Origin of the sequence: uncultured Methylibium sp. (assembly GCF_902826655.1) — a bacterium.
Lineage (GTDB): Bacteria > Pseudomonadota > Gammaproteobacteria > Burkholderiales > Burkholderiaceae_C > Methylibium.
Window position 1 is genome coordinate 21,901 of the sequence record NZ_CADEFR010000017.1, and the last position, 14,294, is coordinate 36,194.

The 14,294-nt window shown below is 69.6% G+C and carries 13 protein-coding genes; 6 read left to right on the plus strand and 7 right to left on the minus strand.

Annotated features, from left to right (window positions below):
• Positions 1 to 29 precede the first annotated feature (29 nt).
• Positions 30 to 830 (plus strand): TfpX/TfpZ family type IV pilin accessory protein, encoded by an 801-nt coding sequence (gene tfpZ, locus QZV97_RS09335; protein ID WP_295641504.1) that lies wholly within the window; start codon positions 30 to 32, stop codon positions 828 to 830.
• A complete protein-coding gene (locus tag QZV97_RS09340) occupies positions 820 to 2,433 on the plus strand; it encodes a M48 family metalloprotease (protein ID WP_295641505.1) in 1,614 nt (537 codons plus the stop codon). The genes tfpZ and QZV97_RS09340 overlap by 11 nt, the downstream gene beginning before the upstream one ends.
• A gap of 13 nt (positions 2,434 to 2,446) precedes the next feature.
• On the opposite strand, the gene QZV97_RS09345 is transcribed toward QZV97_RS09340, so the two are convergent.
• On the minus strand, positions 2,447 to 2,803 hold the full coding sequence (locus QZV97_RS09345; protein ID WP_295641553.1) for a phage holin family protein: 357 nt from the start codon (positions 2,801 to 2,803) through the stop codon (positions 2,447 to 2,449).
• Positions 2,804 to 3,028: 225 nt separating this feature from the next.
• On the opposite strand from QZV97_RS09345, the gene QZV97_RS09350 reads away from it, so the two are divergent.
• Positions 3,029 to 4,006, plus strand: a complete 978-nt coding sequence (locus tag QZV97_RS09350) for a TerC family protein (protein WP_295641506.1) — start codon at positions 3,029 to 3,031, stop codon at positions 4,004 to 4,006.
• 103 nt (positions 4,007 to 4,109) lie between these two features.
• Here the strand turns inward: QZV97_RS09350 and QZV97_RS09355 are convergent, their stop codons facing one another.
• Both QZV97_RS09355 and QZV97_RS09360 read right to left on the minus strand, forming a co-directional pair.
• On the minus strand, positions 4,110 to 4,538 hold the full coding sequence (locus QZV97_RS09355) for an organic hydroperoxide resistance protein (protein WP_295641507.1): 429 nt from the start codon (positions 4,536 to 4,538) through the stop codon (positions 4,110 to 4,112).
• A 38-nt stretch (positions 4,539 to 4,576) separates the two neighbouring features.
• Positions 4,577 to 5,098 carry a MarR family transcriptional regulator gene (locus tag QZV97_RS09360; protein ID WP_295641508.1) on the minus strand — a complete coding sequence of 174 codons (522 nt, stop codon included), beginning with the start codon at positions 5,096 to 5,098 and terminating at the stop codon, positions 4,577 to 4,579.
• Positions 5,099 to 5,371: 273 nt separating this feature from the next.
• Here QZV97_RS09360 and QZV97_RS09365 point away from each other — a divergent pair, with 273 nt between their 5' ends.
• Positions 5,372 to 5,803, plus strand: a complete 432-nt coding sequence (locus QZV97_RS09365; protein ID WP_295641509.1) for an SWIB/MDM2 domain-containing protein — start codon at positions 5,372 to 5,374, stop codon at positions 5,801 to 5,803.
• 92 nt (positions 5,804 to 5,895) lie between these two features.
• On the opposite strand, the gene QZV97_RS09370 is transcribed toward QZV97_RS09365, so the two are convergent.
• From QZV97_RS09370 to QZV97_RS09380, 3 genes are all read right to left on the minus strand, one after another.
• Positions 5,896 to 8,715 carry an ATP-binding protein gene (locus QZV97_RS09370; protein WP_295641510.1) on the minus strand — a complete coding sequence of 940 codons (2,820 nt, stop codon included), beginning with the start codon at positions 8,713 to 8,715 and terminating at the stop codon, positions 5,896 to 5,898.
• Positions 8,716 to 8,773: 58 nt separating this feature from the next.
• Positions 8,774 to 9,607 carry an amidohydrolase family protein gene (locus QZV97_RS09375; protein WP_295641554.1) on the minus strand — a complete coding sequence of 278 codons (834 nt, stop codon included), beginning with the start codon at positions 9,605 to 9,607 and terminating at the stop codon, positions 8,774 to 8,776.
• A gap of 107 nt (positions 9,608 to 9,714) precedes the next feature.
• Positions 9,715 to 10,314 carry a 2-hydroxychromene-2-carboxylate isomerase gene (locus tag QZV97_RS09380; RefSeq protein WP_295641511.1) on the minus strand — a complete coding sequence of 200 codons (600 nt, stop codon included), beginning with the start codon at positions 10,312 to 10,314 and terminating at the stop codon, positions 9,715 to 9,717.
• A gap of 134 nt (positions 10,315 to 10,448) precedes the next feature.
• Between QZV97_RS09380 and QZV97_RS09385 the strand changes: the two genes are divergently transcribed.
• Together QZV97_RS09385 and QZV97_RS09390 are read left to right on the plus strand one after the other, a co-directional pair.
• Positions 10,449 to 13,547 carry a type ISP restriction/modification enzyme gene (locus QZV97_RS09385; RefSeq protein ID WP_295641512.1) on the plus strand — a complete coding sequence of 1,033 codons (3,099 nt, stop codon included), beginning with the start codon at positions 10,449 to 10,451 and terminating at the stop codon, positions 13,545 to 13,547.
• Complete coding sequence (locus QZV97_RS09390; protein ID WP_295641513.1) at positions 13,544 to 13,873, plus strand: hypothetical protein; 330 nt, start codon at positions 13,544 to 13,546, stop codon at positions 13,871 to 13,873. The genes QZV97_RS09385 and QZV97_RS09390 overlap by 4 nt, the downstream gene beginning before the upstream one ends.
• Here QZV97_RS09390 and QZV97_RS09395 read toward each other — a convergent pair.
• On the minus strand, positions 13,850 to 14,176 hold the full coding sequence (locus QZV97_RS09395; RefSeq protein WP_295641514.1) for a hypothetical protein: 327 nt from the start codon (positions 14,174 to 14,176) through the stop codon (positions 13,850 to 13,852). The genes QZV97_RS09390 and QZV97_RS09395 overlap by 24 nt on opposite strands.
• Between the last annotated feature and the right edge of the window lie 118 nt (positions 14,177 to 14,294).

The window sequence follows — 14,294 nt, forward strand, 5'->3', positions numbered from 1 at the left end:
CGACCCGGGCCGTGCCGCACACTCCCGCGATGGAACAGACCCTCCCCCCCGCTGCGTCGCCCCCGCCGGCGCGCGGCTTCGGCCTGCGCTCGCGGCTGCGCGCCGCCGGCATCCACCTGGGGCTCAGCGCCCTGGTGGCCGCCATGGCGGCGGCGCTGGTGTTCGGGCTCTGGTACCCGACCCCGTTCCGCGAGATCTCGGGTGGCCGCGAACTCTTCCTCCTCGTCGTCGCGGTCGACGTGGTGCTGGGGCCGCTGATCACCTTTGCCGTGTTCGACCGTCGCAAGCCCTGGGGCGAACTGCGTCGCGACCTCGCGGTCGTGGCACTGCTGCAGCTGGCCGGCCTGGGCTACGGGCTGCACACCGTCTTCGAGGCGCGGCCGGTGGTGCTGGCCCTCGAGAAGGATCGCCTGCGCGTCGTGCGCGCGATCGACATCGAGCCCGCCGAGTTCGCCAAGGCGCCGCCCGAGTGGCAGCGCCTGCCCTGGTGGGGTGTGCAGACGCTCGCGGCGCGCATGCCGACCGAGGCCGAGAAGCTCGAAGCCATCGACCTGGGCCTGCAGGGCCAGGACATCGGCATGCGGCCGCAGTTCTGGCTGCCGGCCGCCGCCACGGCGCAGGCCTTGATCGACGGCAGCAAGCCGGTGGCCGAGCTCAACCAGCACTACCCGGCGCGTGCGCCCGAGCTGCAGGCCGTGCTGGCCGCCACGGGGGTCGCCATCGATCGGCTCAAGTACCTGCCGCTGCTGGCGCGCCGCACCGACTGGATCGCGCTGGTCGACGGCAGCAACGGCCGCATCGTCGGCTACGCCCCCTTCGATGGCTTCTAGCGCCCGCACCCCCAGGCCGAAGCGCCGTGCGCTGCCGCTGGCCCTGAGCCTGGCGCTGGCGGCGCAGTCGCTGGCGCCGGGGGCGCTGGCGCAGCAGCCCGCGCCCCTGCCGCGCCCCGCCGACAACCGCAACGCCCTGCCGGCGCTGGGCGATACCGCGTCCGAGGACGTGTCGGTCGGCACCGAGCGTCGCGTGGGCGACCGCATCATGCGCGACATCCGGCGCGACCCGGACTACCTCGACGATCCGCTGCTGCTCGAGTACCTGCAGCGCATGTGGAGCGGTCTGGTCGACGCCGCCCGCGCCCGCGGCGAGATCCCGGCCGAGCTGGACGAGCGCTTCGCCTGGGAGCTGTTCCTGGTGCGCGACCGCAGCGTCAACGCCTTCGCGCTGCCCGGTGGCTACATCGGCGTGCACCTGGGCCTGGCCTCCGTGACCGCCACGCCGGACGAACTGGCCTCGGTGCTGGCGCACGAGCTGGCGCACGTGACGCAGCGCCACATCGCGCGCAGCGTCGGCGCCAGCAAGACGACCTCGCTCGTCAGCCTGGCCGGGCTGATCCTCGGCGTGCTGGCGGCCAGCCGCAGCCCCGACGCCGCCAGCGCGCTGATCACCGGCGGGCAGGCGGTCGCCGTGCAGGGCCAGCTCAACTACTCGCGCGACGCCGAGCGCGAGGCCGACCGCGTCGGCTTCAACGTGCTGACCGGCGCCGGCTACGCGCCCAGCGGCATGGCCGCGATGTTCGAGAAGCTGCTGCAGGCCTCGCGCCTCAACGACAGCCAGAACTTCCCCTACCTGCGCAGCCACCCGCTGACGACCGAGCGCATCGGCGACGCGCGCTCGCGCCTGGGCGTCAACGTGGCGGTTCCCGCCCAGCGGCCGGTGCTGCACGCGCTGATGCAGATGCGCGCCCGCACGCTGATGGACCCGCGCGATGGCTCACTGCAGCGCATGCAGGATCTCGACTCGGAGCGCGCCCTCGGTGCCGTGGCCACGCCGACCGACCGGCTGGCGGCGCTCTACGGCAGCGCGCTGGCGTCGATCGTGCGTCGCGACTTCGCGCGGGCCGATGCGGCGCTGGCCGTCGCGCGCCCGCTGGCCGACGCCGACCCGGCGGCGCGCGATGCGCTGGCCATGCTGACGCTGCAGGGCCTGATCGCCCGCGGCGACGCGGCGCGCGCCGGCGTGCTGATCGACGGCCTGCTGGCCTCGCCGGATGTCGCTGCCTCGCGCCCGCTGCTGCTGGCCCAGGCGCAGCGCGCGCTGCTGCCCGGCGGCAATGCCGAGGCGCAACGCGCTGCGGCGGATCGGCTGCAGACCTGGGTGGCGGTGCACAACGGCGACGCCGCTGCCTGGTCGAGCCTCGCGCAGACCTGGGAGCGGCTGGGCCAGCGGCTGCGCGCCGCGCGCGCCGCCGCCGAGGCGCGCGCCGCGGTCGGCGACGTCCAGGGGGCGGTGGAGCGCCTGCGCATCGCGCAACGCCTGGCGCGCACCGCGACCGGCGCCGACTTCATCGAGGCCTCGGTGCTCGATGCCCGGCTGAAGGACCTGGAGGCGCAGCGCCGCCAGATCATGATCGACGAGCGCGGCGGCGGCTTCTAGGCCGCGCCGGCGTTCAGCGCCTGCGGGCGAACAGCGCTTCGAGCGCCGCGTCGATGACCAGCCCGCACAGGCTGTAGATCAGCGAGCCGATCAGCGCTGCGACGAAGCCGCGCACGCTGAAGCCGTCCAGCACGTTGGCGGCAAAGTAGAACATCAGCGCGTTGATGACGAAGAGGAAGAGCCCCAGCGTCAGCAGCGTCACCGGCAGCGTCAGGATGACCAGCAACGGGCGCAGCACCGCGTTGAACAGGCCCAGCACCAGGGCCGCGATCATCGCGCTGGTGAAACTGGCCACCACCACGCCCGGGTAGAGGTGCGCCACCAGCAGCAGCGCGGCGGCCAGCAGCACCCAACGGATCAGCATCTTCAGCATGCCGTGCAGGATACACGGCATGCCCCCGGATCACGCTCGGGCATCGCCCCGCCGCCACAATCGCGCTTGTCGAAAGGGGAGTAGCAGGTCACGCCCGTGACCGCGGCCCCCCGTCAGTACGGCGACCGCCGCCCGGTGGTCGCCCGGGACCGCAGAGGAATCCTTCCCTCCGCAAGACCTTTCGGCGCTTGGCCCTCGTTCCCTTCCTCTTCAGGAGAGTTCATGAGCACCATGGCGCCGCAATGGCTCTGGTTCGTCTTTGTCGCGACTGTTCTCGTCGCGCTGTTCGTCGATTTCGTCCTGCTCAGTCGCCGCGGCGCCGCCGAGGTGACCGTGCCGCAGGCCGCGCGCTGGTCGGTCGTCTGGGTGCTGATCAGCCTGGCCTTCAACGCGCTGTTCTGGTGGGCCATGCAGGCCGAGCACGGCAACGCCGTCGCCAACGTCAAGGCGATGGAGTTCCTGACCGGCTACCTGATCGAGAAGTCGCTGGCAGTCGACAACATCTTCGTCTTCCTGATGATCTTCAGCTACTTCGCGGTGCCGCCGGCCTACCAGAAGCGCGTGCTGATGATCGGCATCGTCGGCGCGATCGTGCTGCGCACGGCGATGATCCTGGTCGGCGCCTGGCTGATCGCGCAGTTCCACTGGCTGCTCTACCTGTTCGGTGCCTTCCTGCTGGTCACCGGCATCAAGATGTGGTGGGCCGCCGGGCAGGAGCCCGACCTCGAGAGCAACCCGGCCCTCAAGCTGCTGCGCCGTCTGTTGCCCGTCAGCAAGGACTTCGACGGCGAGAAGTTCTTCACCGTCGAGAACGGCAAGCGCATCGCCACGCCGCTGCTGATGGTGGCCGCGCTGGTCGGCATCACCGACGTGATCTTCGCCGTCGACTCGATCCCGGCGATCTTCGCGATCACCGAGGACCCGTTCATCGTGCTCACGTCCAACATCTTCGCGATCCTGGGCCTGCGTGCGATGTACTTCCTGCTGGCCGCGATGGCCGCGAAGTTCCACCTGCTGAGCTACGGGCTGGCGGTGGTGCTGGTCTTCATCGGCGGCAAGATGCTGCTGATCGACGTCATCAAGATCCCGGTGCTGCTGTCGCTCGGCATCGTCGTCGCGATCCTGGCCGTGACCATGGTGTGGAGCCTGCGCACCGCGCGGCCCGAGGATCGCGGGCCCGCGCGGCGGCTGACGGGCTGAGCGCCCGCCCGCCGCGACCGGGCGTCAGATGACGCTCAACACCTCTTCGTCGGCGGCCGGGCCCGCGGGTGCCTTGCTTCGCGACGGCCGCCGCGACCAAGCGTCAGATGACGCTCAGCCGCACCTCGATGTTGCCCCGGGTCGCGTTCGAGTACGGGCAGACCTGGTGGGCGGCGTCGACGATCTGCTGCACCTGGGCCTTGTCCATGCCGGGCACGTTGACCGCCAGGTCGACCTCGATGCCGAAGCCCTGCGGGATCTGGCCGATGCCGACCTTGCCGGTGATGTTGGTGTCGGCCGGCAGGGCGATCTTCTTCTGGCCGGCGACGAACTTCATCGCGCCCAGGAAGCAGGCCGAGTAGCCGGCGGCGAACATCTGCTCGGGGTTGGTGCCGACGGCGCCGTTGCCGCCCAGTTCCTTGGGCGTCGTCAGCTTGACGTCGAGCACGCCGTCCGAGGACTTGGCGCTGCCTTCGCGGCCGCCGGTCGCGGTGGCCTGGGCGCGGTAGAGGACCTTCTCGATCTTGTTCATCGTGTTTCCTTTCGGGGGGTGGGAAGGGTCGCGGCCGTTCAGGCCGCAGCGGGGGCAGGGGAATCGGGCGCGGCCAGCGCGTCGCGCAGGCCCTGCAGCGCGCGGGTCAGTGCCGCCAGCTCGTCGAGCGCGCAGCCGGTCGCGCCGGCCAGCATCGCCGGGACGCCGAGCGCGCGGCGGCGCAGCGCGCGGCCGGCCGGGGTCAGGCCGACGACGACACGGCGCTCGTCGTCGGGCGCGCGCTGGCGCTGCAGCAGCTGCGCCGCCTCCAGCCGCTTGAGCAGCGGCGTCAGCGTGCCGGAGTCGAGGAAGAGGCGTTCGCCGAGCGCCGAGACGCCGAGGCCGTCCTCTTCCCACAGCGCCAGCATCACCAGGTACTGCGGGTAGGTCAGGCCCAGCGCGTCGAGCACCGGCCGGTAGCGCTTGGTCATCGCCAGCGAGGTGGAGTACAGCGCGAAGCACACCTGGGCATCGAGCCGCAGCGACGGCCCGGCGCGCCGGGCCGCCGGCCGGGCCGGGGCCCGGGCGGTGGATCGGGCAGGGGAGCGGATCGCAGCCATGAGGGGACTGTAGCGGTTTTCAGCAATCCTATTGCACACAATCAAATTGCCAGCAATCGCGTCAGGGGCATGCTTTCCGCCGCCACCGGTGATGCCTTGCAGCGACACCGGGTGCGCGAAGACGTGCGGCGGCGTGATTTCCATGGAGAAACTGCTTCTCAATGCAGCACCTGCGCAGTACCATCCGCGCCGCAGGGTCGCTGTGAGAAAGAGAGTCCATGTGGCTGTCGCCCGGGACCCGGCACATCAACAACTCTTGATGGAGTGATTCAAATGGCAACTGCGAAGAAGGCCGCCAAAAAGGTGGCAAAGAAGGCTCCGGCCAAGAAGGCCCCGGCCAAGAAGGCGGCACCGGCGAAGAAGGCGGCTGCCAAGAAGGCGCCGGCGAAGAAGGCTCCGGCCAAGAAGGCGGCACCGGCCAAGAAGGCCGCCGCCAAGAAGGCCCCGGCCAAGAAGCGCACCCCGAACGCCGCGTTCATGAAGGCGATGACTCCCAGCGCCGCGCTGGCCGCGATCGTGGGCAGCGCCCCGCTGCCGCGCACCGACGTGACCAAGAAGGTCTGGGAATACATCAAGAAGAACAAGCTGCAGGACGCCGTGCAGCGCCGCGTCATCAACGCTGACGCCAAGCTGAAGGAGATCTTCGGCAAGGCCAAGGCCGACATGTTCGAGATGACGAAGATGATCAACGCCCACCTCAAGTGATCCCTTGAGGCGCTGAGCGATCGGCCCTCCGGGGTCGACGAGCATCGAGAAAGGCCCGGCACCCGCCGGGCTTTTTCTTTGGGCCGGCCGGATCAGTCGGCGCCGAGCAGGCTGTCCAGCTGGGCCAGCACGCGCCCCACGTCGATCGGCTTGGTCCAGTAGTCGTCGAAGCCGGCCGTGCGCGCCGCAGCGATCTGCGATTCCATCGCATCGGCCGACAGCGCGATGCAGCGCAGGCCGCGCGTCGCCGGGTCGGCGCGCAGCGCCGCCACCAGCGCCAGGCCGTTGGTGTCGGGCAGGTTCATGTCGACCAGCACCAGGTCGGGCGTCAGCTCTCGCACCCGGCGCAGGCCGCTCGCGCCGTCGTCGGCGACGTGCAGCCGCCAGGCCGGCCGCGCGCGGAACACCTCCTGCAGCAGCATCTGGTTGAGCGGCTCGTCCTCGATGTAGACGACGCGCCGCGGCGCGTCGCTGGTCGGACCGCCGTCGATCGCGACCGGCTCCTCGGCATCGGCCGCGCGCGCCGGCGGCGCCGCGACCGCCGCGGTCGCCGCCAGCCGCAGGCTGAAGGTCGACCCGCTGCCGGGCCGGCTGCGGACGCCGATGCGGCCGTCCATCAGCTCGGCCAGCTGGCGCGCGATCACCAGGCCCAGGCCGCTGCCCTCGATGCGCCGCTGCTCGGCGCCGAGCCGGTCGAAGGGCTGGAACAGCCGCGACTGCTGCTCGGCGCTGAGGCCGGCGCCGTGGTCGCGCACGTGGATCGCGACCTCGTCGCCGAGGCTTTCGACCTCGATCGCGACCGCGCCGCCTTCGGGGCTGTACTTGATGGCGTTGGACAGCAGGTTCACCAGCACCTGCTCGACCGCACGCGCATCGCCGCGCACCCAGGCGCCGCTCGGTGGCGCCGGGCGCAGGCTCACGGCGCGGGCCGCCGCCAGCGGCTGCACCAGCTGCAGCCCGGCGCGCAGCACGGCGTCGACCTCGACCGGCACCGCCTGCACCGACTGCACGCTGCTCTCGATGCGACTGAGCTCCAGCACGTCGTTGATCAGGTCCAGCAGGTGGCGCCCGGCACGCTGCACGCTGGCCAGGCGCTGGGCCTGCGCGCCGGTCAGGGCGTGCTCGCGGTCCAGCGTCATCAGCTGCGCAAAGCCCAGGATGCCGTTGAGCGGCGTGCGCAGCTCGTGGCTGACGCGCGACAGGAACTCGCTCTTGGCCCGGCTGGCGCGCTCGGCCTCCTGCTTGCCGCGATGCAGGTCGGCCGCGATCTGCTGCTCGTGCACGTCGCGGCAGATGCCGATGACGCCGGTCGCGGCGCCGGCGTCGTCGTGCGTCGCGCGGACCAGGAACTCGAGCCAGCGCAGGCTGCCGTCGGGCTGGTGGATGCGGTAGCGGCCGTCGAACGGCACGCCGCTGTGGATCGCCCGCTCGATGCCGGCCCGGGCCACGTCGCGGTCGACCGGGTCGATCTGCGCGATCCAGTCGGCCAGCGTGAACTGCAGCTGCGGGTAGCTCAGGCCGTGGTTCGCGCAGGCGCGCTGGTCGAAGCGCACGCGACCATCGGCCAGCGTCAGCTGCGCGATGCCGATGCCGGCAGCGTCGGCGGCCATCTGCCAGCGCTCCTCGTGGGCCTGCAGCGCCTCGTCGGCGGCGCGGCGTGCGCTGACGTCCGCCGTGAAGCCGTGCCACAGCGTGCCGCCGTCGGGCAGCCGCGTCGGTGCGGCGCGCGTCTCGACCCAGCGCAGCGACCCGTCCGGCGGCTGCAGGCGGTAGGTGTGCTCCAGCGGCATCGCGCGCCCGGCGGCCTGGCCGATCGCCTGCACCAGCTCCGGCAGGTCCTGGGGATGCACCCGCGAGAAGAAGGCATTGGCGTCGGTCTGCAGCAGGGCGGCCGGCATGCCGAAGTGGCGCTCGGCGCCGTCGCTGACGAAGGGATAGGCCGCGCTGCCGTCGGGACGCTGCTCGAAGATGAACAGCACGCCCGGCACCTGCTCGGCGAGCTGGCGCAGCGTCAGGGCACCGCGCCGCGCCTCGACCGCCGCGGTGATGACGGCGGTCACGTCGCGCACCGTGCCGCGGTAGCCGGCGAAGCGGCCACCGGCGTCGAACACCGGCACGGCGCTGCGCGACAGCAGCCGCACGCCGCGCGGCGTGGCCTTGGGCGTGACGACGCGCGCGAACGGCTCCTGGCGCTCCAGCAGCTGCCGGTAGCGCAGCGGCGGCGTCCGCGGTGCGCCGTCGGTGTCCAGCAGCTCGGCGTCCGAGATCTCGCGGCCGACCTGTTCGGCCGCACTCATCCCGGTGGCGGCCTCGAAGGCGTCGGAGATCCAGCGGTAGCGATGCTCGGCATCGCTCTCCCACATCCAGTCGCCGCCGGCCCGCGCGAAGTCGACCAGGCGCCCGCGCTCGCGCTCGACGTCGCGCAGCCGCTGGCGCGACAGCAGCAGCTCGACCGCGGCGCGGCCCAGCTGCACCAGCGCCTCGCGGTCGTCGTCGCTCAACTCGCGCGGCGTGAGGTCCAGCAGGCACAGCGAGCCGACGGCCAGGCCGTCGATCGCCAGCGGCTGGCCGGCGTAGAAGCGCACGTGCGGGCGGCCGGCGACCTGCGGGTTGTCGCGGAAACGCGCGTCGCGGCGCAGGTCGGGCACCTCGACCAGCGTGTCGCCCAGGATGGTGTGCGCACAGAAGGCGTGGTCCCGCGGCGAGTTCTTCAGGTCGACGCCGTAGCGGGCCAGCACGCGCTGCTCGTCGGCGCCGACCAGCGTCACCAGCGCGATCGGCACGCCGGTCAGCCGCGCCGCACCGGCGGCGATCGCGTCCAGACCGGGCTGGGGCACATCGGCGTCGAACAGGTCGAGCTCGCGCAGCAGCGCCAGCCGTTCAGCTTCTCGCGGGTGCAGGGGGAAGCTCATGGTGCGGCGGCCATTGTCGCCGCCGGGTGCGCCGCTGGTGCGTCTATCGTGGCGCCGGTCAGCGCGCCGCCAGGCCGAACAGCGCCGCGCCGTTGTCCCAGCCGATGCGGCGCGCCAGCGGCGCCGGCAGCTCGCCGAGCCAGCGCCGCGCCTCGTCCATCAGCGCCTCGTACTGCTGCCAGCGGCCGTTGACCCAGGTGTCGGAGCCGACCACGAAGCGCTGCGGAAAATCGGTGAAGAGCTGTCGCCACTCGGCCGCGAGGCGACCGTCGTCGGTCAGCCCGGGCCGGTAGGACAGCTCGCCGACCAGCGTCGGGTGGCGCTGCAGCAGCTCGCGCACCCGGGCCGCCGGCACGCCGCCGATGCCGGTGTGGGCCCAGATCAGCTTCGCCTTCGGCGCGTGCGCCAGCAGCTTCTCGATCGCCACGTCGTCGCAGTGCGCCAGCACCACCAGGTCGCGCGCCTCGGCCAGGCGCATCAGCGTGCGCGCGGTCGGGTTGTCGGCGAAGGCGCTGTCGTAGAGATGGAACTCGCCCAGGCCGCGATAGGGCCCGGCGGCGGTGCCGCGCGCCAGCTCGGACTCGACCATCGTCACGATCGACGGGTCGAGGTGCCAGGTCACGTAGTCGTTGCGGTTGCGGTACAGCCGCACGAAGGGCACGACCGTGACGCCAGCCGCGGCCGCCTGCTCGCGCGCGTCGGCCAGCGTGCGCGTGCCGTCGTTCGGCCGGCTGTTGGCGACGATGGCGCGCACGCCGCTGCGCTGCATGCGGCCCAGCACGTCGGGCAGCGGATGCGCCTGCCAGGCCTCGTCGTTGTAGTGCAGGTGGGCGTCGAACAGCGGGCCGTCGTAGCGCGCCTGCGCCATCGCAGCACCGACGCCCAGGAGCATGAACACGAACGCCAACGAGCGCCATCCAGCAGCCGCCGCGGATCCGGCTTCGCCGGTCCGCCAGCGGCGCCCCCTGGGGGGAGGCGCAGCAGGCGCTTCGGGGGGGTTCATTTCAGCTTGCGCTCCAGGAAGTCGAGGCGATCCTGGCCCCAGAAGATCTCGCCGTCGACCACGTAGCTCGGCGCGCCGAAGACACCGGCGTCGATCGCGGCCTGCGTGTCGGCCTCGTAGCGCTCGTGCACGGCCTGGCTGTGCGCGGCCTCCAGGCGCGACGCCGGCAGCTCGCGCTCGCGCAGCAGCGCCGCCAGCACCGCCTCGTCGGCGATGTTGCGGTCCTGCGTCCAGACGGCGCGCAGGATGCTGTCGGTCAGCGCCATGGCGGCATCGGCGCCGTCGTGCAGGTCGACGGCGATGATCAGCCGCGCCGCGTCGTCGCCGCTGACCGGAAAGTACTTCGGTTGCAGCTTCAGCGGCACGTGCAGCCACTCGCTGAAGCGCTGCAGCTCCACCAGCCGGTAGGCCTGGCGCTGCGGTGCGCGCTTGCCCAGCGGCAAGCCGCCCGACACCGGGAACACCTTGCCGCCCAGGTCCACCGGCATCACGCGGATCGCCGCGCCGGCCTTGCGCGCGATGTCCCAGAAGCGCAGGTGGCCGAGGTAGGTGTAGGGCGACTGCGGGGCGAAGTAATAGTCGATGCTGGGGCTCATGGGGTCTCCTCGTGCGGGTCAGTCTAGCCAGCGCTGCCGATCCTTACCGCCAGCGGGGGCTGGTCCGAGTTGAGCATCAGCCGTCCGGCGCCATTGTCTGTGCTGAAATCCACCGCGGGAGGCGGCGCAGACGGATGAGCCAGGTTCTGATCAACCAATACCTTGCCGAGCTCGATCGTCTCAAGAAGGTCGGCGGCACGCACCGTGAATCGGTCGTCCGCGAGGCCTTCAAGGACCTGCTGAAGGGCTGGGGACGCAGCCAAGACCTCGTCTTCCTGGCGGAGTACCCCATCAAGACAGCCGCCAAGAACAACATCGCAGTCGATGGCGCCTTGCTCCACAGCATCCGCACGCCGCTCGGGTACTGGGAGGCCAAAGACGAGAAGGATGACCTCGACGCCGAGATCGAGACCAAGTTTCGCAAGGGCTACCCGCGCGACAACATTGTCTTCACCGACGATCGCGTAGCTGTGCTGTGGCAGGACGGCGACGAGGTCAAACGCTGCGCCGTTGCGGACACCATCGAACTCGCGCGCGTCCTGAAGCTGTTCTTCGGCTACGAGCGCCGCGAGATCGCCGACTTCCGCCAGGCCGTCGCGCAGTTCAAGACCGACCTGCCAGCCGTGCTGGAGGCTCTGCGCGACATGATCGAGGCGCAGCACGCCGGCAACGCCGCCTTCCGCGATGCATCGAGCGCCTTCCTGAAGCACGCCCAGGAGGCCATCAACCCCGCGCTGACCGCCGCCGACGTGCGCGAGATGCTGATCCAGCACATCCTCACCGAGGAGATCTTCTCCAAGGTCTTCGACAGCGAGTTCCACCGCGACAACAACGTCGCCAAGAAGCTCTACGAGCTGGAGGCCACCTTCTTCACCGGCGGCCTGAAGAAGAGCACGCTCAAGGGCCTGGAGGCTTACTACGCGGCGATCCGCGCGGCGGCCGCGCAGATCGGCAGCCACCACGAGAAGCAGACCTTCCTGAAGGTCATCTACGAGAACTTCTACAAGGTCTACAACGCCAAGGCGGCGGACCGGCTGGGCGTCGTCTACACGCCCAACGAGATCGTGCGCTTCATGATCGAAGGCGCCGACTGGCTGTGCGAGAAGCACTTCGGCCGCAACCTGATCGACAGGAACGTCGAGATCCTCGATCCGGCCACCGGCACCGGCACCTTCGTCTGCGAGCTGCTGGAGCACTTCCGCGGTCAGCCTGCCAAGCTGAAGCACAAGTACGCCGAGGAGCTGCACGCCAACGAGGTGGCGATCCTGCCGTACTACGTCGCCAACCTGAACATCGAGGCGACCTACGCCGCCATCACCGGCGAGTACGCCGAGTTCAAGAACCTGTGCTTCGTCGACACGCTCGACAACGTGGGCCTGCACACCGCGGCGGCCGGCGTCACGCACGACCTGTTCGGCAGCGTGAGCGAAGAGAACGTGGCGCGCATCAAGCGCCAGAACGGCCGGCGCATCAGCGTGGTGATCGGCAACCCACCGTACAACGCCAACCAGGCCAGCGAGACCGACAACAACCCCAACCGCAAGTACCCGGCGATCGATGCGCGCATCAAGCAGACCTACATCGCCGAGAGCACGGCGCAGAAGACCAAGCGGTACGACATGTACAGCCGCTTTCTCCGATGGTCCACCGATCGGCTGGCAGCAGACGGAGTGCTTGCGTTCGTGACTAACCGGAACTTCATTGACGCTCGCGAGGCGGATGGCTTTCGCAAGACCGTGGCGCGCGACTTCACCGAAGCTTGGATCGTTGACCTGGGCGGGGACGTGCGCGCCAACGCGAAGCTGAGTGGCACGAAGCACAACGTCTTCGGCATTCAGCTCGGCGTGGCGATCAGCTTCTTCGTCAAGCGTCAGGGAGCGGTGGGCAAGACCAAGAAGGACAAATCAGCTTGCCGCGTCTTCTACGTGCGGCGGCCGGAGATGGAGACGGCTGAGGAGAAGCTCGCCTTCATCGGAAGCGCGCGGGCGTCGGCGCTGGCGTTCGAGGAAGTGAGGCCGGACAGCAACCACAACTGGATTGGCGAACGACAAGACGAGTCGATGCTTCCGTTTGCAGCTAAGGCCGTGAAAGCCGGGACGGCCAAGGGCGCACTGTTCAAGTTGTTCGCCTGGGGAAACTCGTCGAATCGAGACGAGTGGGTCTATGACATCGACGAAGACGCAGCGCTGACGAAGGCGTCGTACTTGAGCAGCAAGTACAACGAGCTTCTATCGTCGTCTGATCGATCGTTTCCTGCTGAGGTGAAGTGGAGCGCCGATCTGAAGACGCGATTCCTGCAAGGAAGGGTGAGTACCTTTGACAAGCGCCTGCTGGTTAGGGCGCACTGGCGGCCCTTCGCGCGTGCTTATCTCTACGCCGAGAAGCTTTTCAACGACCGACTTACCGAGAACCATGTCTCGGCATTTGGCCCGTCGTTCAGGCAGCCAAACGAGGTCGTTATGGTTTGCGGCCACCCCCAGTTGCCGTTCACCGTGCATGTAGTCGATGCGCTTCCCGACGCTGGGTATTCATCGAGGGCAACGCAGATGTTTCCGCGGTGGGTCTACGCCCCCGACGGCACCCGCCTCGACAACATCACTGACTGGGCCCTCAAGCAGTTTCAGCAGCACTACCTGCCCGGCCTCGGCAGGAAGGCCGCCGAGCCGATCACCAAGGAGGCGATCTTTCACTACGTCTACGCGGTGCTGCACGACCCGGTCTACCGCGAGACCTACGCGCAGAACTTGAAGCGCGAGTTCCCGCGCATCCCGCTCTACGGCACGGGCGCCGACGACTTTGCGCGCTGGGCCGGCTGGGGCGCCGAACTGATGGCGCTGCACCTGGGCTACGAGAGCGTGACGCCCTTCGCCCTGCAGCGCACCGACACACCCGACGAGAAAGTGCGCGCCGCCGGCCAGCAGCCGAAGTGCGTGCTGCGCAGCGAGCCCGAGCATGCGGCCACCACGGGCCGCATCGTCATCGACAGCGAGACGGTGCTCGACGGCATCCCCCGCGCCGCCTGGGACTACCGCCTCGGCAACCGCAGCGCGCTCGACTGGGTGCTCGATCAGCACAAGGAGAAGAAGCCCAAGGACCCGACCATCCGCGCCCGCTTCGACACCTATCGCTTCGCCGATCACAAGGAGCGCGTGATCGACCTGCTGGCCCGCGTGGCGCGGGTGAGTGTGGAGACGGTGAGGATCGTGGGGGCGATGAAGGAGGGCTTGCGGTGAAGGTGCCGACGAATCACGCGACGCTTCTAAACGCCAAGGCGCTGTTCGGCGCACTGCATAAGCTCAAGCTGCAGTACGGCAATCGACCGGACACCGTCTGTGAGCTGTTCACCGCGGGCGGCTTCTTGGTCTTGAAGACCAACACCGGCGACTACAAGGCGCTGGCCGAGGGCGAGCTGTGGCCGCCGGTGTCGATCACGATGAAGCGGGTGAAGCAGCTGGCGACGATCTACGCCAAGTCTGAAGGACCCGTGAAGTTCGAACGACTCACCACCGGGCTGAGGGTCGACTCGACGCTGATTTCAATCGTCCCACTGGAGCGATGACGGCGGGTAGTACGTCATGCAGGGACCGCCCAGAAACAGCCCTTCGGCCGAGGACTCGGTCAACGGTCGGATGTCCGCGGGGCCCCACACGCAGCCCTTCGAGGCGACGGCTTTCTCGAAGCCGTCGAAGTCGATGACCTTGAAGACCTTTTGCTGGCACTGACTACAGAGTTTGACGTCTGGATCTTCGGTATCGCCGAGTTCGTCGAGACGAAGCTTGCAACGATAGACGGCCGTGATGCGTCGGTCGTCGGCGGGCTGACCATTGAGAGAGACGATGGTGGGTACGGTGTCCTGAAGCATGGGCGGCCTCCTGTCGAACAACCATGCTAGCGGGCGAACAGATCGAGTTGGCGGCGGCTAGGCGGCAGCTGCCACGGTTTTGGCGCAGTTTATGTAAATTATCAGATATCGGTAAATC

What these genes read in the sequence shown, in the direction of transcription:
- QZV97_RS09395 (WP_295641514.1), bottom strand. Translation starts at nt 14,176, where the DNA reads ATGCTTCAGGACACCGTACCCACCATCGTCTCTCTCAATGGTCAGCCC.
- QZV97_RS09340 (WP_295641505.1), top strand. Translation starts at nt 820, where the DNA reads ATGGCTTCTAGCGCCCGCACCCCCAGGCCGAAGCGCCGTGCGCTGCCG.
- QZV97_RS09355 (WP_295641507.1), bottom strand. Translation starts at nt 4,538, where the DNA reads ATGAACAAGATCGAGAAGGTCCTCTACCGCGCCCAGGCCACCGCGACC.
- tfpZ (WP_295641504.1), top strand. Translation starts at nt 30, where the DNA reads ATGGAACAGACCCTCCCCCCCGCTGCGTCGCCCCCGCCGGCGCGCGGC.
- QZV97_RS09385 (WP_295641512.1), top strand. Translation starts at nt 10,449, where the DNA reads ATGAGCCAGGTTCTGATCAACCAATACCTTGCCGAGCTCGATCGTCTC.
- QZV97_RS09360 (WP_295641508.1), bottom strand. Translation starts at nt 5,098, where the DNA reads ATGGCTGCGATCCGCTCCCCTGCCCGATCCACCGCCCGGGCCCCGGCC.
- QZV97_RS09375 (WP_295641554.1), bottom strand. Translation starts at nt 9,607, where the DNA reads ATGCTCCTGGGCGTCGGTGCTGCGATGGCGCAGGCGCGCTACGACGGC.
- QZV97_RS09365 (WP_295641509.1), top strand. Translation starts at nt 5,372, where the DNA reads ATGGCAACTGCGAAGAAGGCCGCCAAAAAGGTGGCAAAGAAGGCTCCG.
- QZV97_RS09370 (WP_295641510.1), bottom strand. Translation starts at nt 8,715, where the DNA reads ATGAGCTTCCCCCTGCACCCGCGAGAAGCTGAACGGCTGGCGCTGCTG.
- QZV97_RS09380 (WP_295641511.1), bottom strand. Translation starts at nt 10,314, where the DNA reads ATGAGCCCCAGCATCGACTATTACTTCGCCCCGCAGTCGCCCTACACC.
- QZV97_RS09350 (WP_295641506.1), top strand. Translation starts at nt 3,029, where the DNA reads ATGAGCACCATGGCGCCGCAATGGCTCTGGTTCGTCTTTGTCGCGACT.